The 575-nt window shown below is 65.9% G+C and carries 1 protein-coding gene and 1 pseudogene; both read left to right on the top strand.

From position 1 onward, the window contains the following. Nucleotides 1-27 precede the first annotated feature (27 nt). A pseudogene (locus AACY52_RS32465) lies at nucleotides 28-165 on the top strand (hypothetical protein); the annotation flags it as partial. Nucleotides 166-191: 26 nt separating this feature from the next. Continuing rightward, nucleotides 192-575 (top strand): serine aminopeptidase domain-containing protein (locus tag AACY52_RS29525; RefSeq protein ID WP_339561255.1); only part of this gene is annotated, 384 nt, incomplete at its 3' end.

The following is a 575-nucleotide window of genomic DNA, read 5'->3' as shown; positions in this document are numbered from 1 at the left end:
GTGTGCGCTTCCGCTCTTGGCCATTCGATGGGCGGCCATCTGTTGCTGCGGGCGCTGGTCGAAGGCGCGGCGCGACCCGATGCCGCTGTCCTGATCGCGCCGATGCTGGGGTTGCACAGTCCGCTTGGCGCGACGCTCGGCGAACGGCTCGCGCGGGTGCTAGGCGGCGTCGGCAATGCAGCACGGCCAGCGTGGCGCGGAATGAGCGGCCCGCCACCACCGAAACGCGCCAGGCACTGCTCACCAAGGATACGGATCGCTATGAAGACGAGATCTTCTGGCAATCGAGCAAGCCCGAATTGCTGCTGGGGCCGCCGAGCTGGCGCTGGGTGATCGAGGCGTTTGCGTCGACGCGGCGGTTGAGCGTCGATCCGCGTTTGAAAACGCTCGACGTGCCGTTGCTGTTCGTCGTTGCCGATGACGATAAATTGGTCGACCCCAAGGCCGCGCTGAAGATCGCGGCAAAGGTGCCGGATGCGCGGGTGGTGCGCTTCGGCAAGGAATCCGCGCACGAGATCCTGCGCGAGGCAGATCCGGTGCGCAATCGCGCGATTGGCGAGATCGACATCTTCCTG

The organism is Pseudomonas sp. EA_65y_Pfl1_P113 (assembly GCF_963970525.1).
Taxonomy (GTDB): domain Bacteria; phylum Pseudomonadota; class Gammaproteobacteria; order Pseudomonadales; family Pseudomonadaceae; genus Aquipseudomonas; species Aquipseudomonas tritici.
The sequence above is the reverse complement of the archived record's forward strand: the minus strand, read 5'-3'. Positions and strand labels throughout refer to the sequence as shown.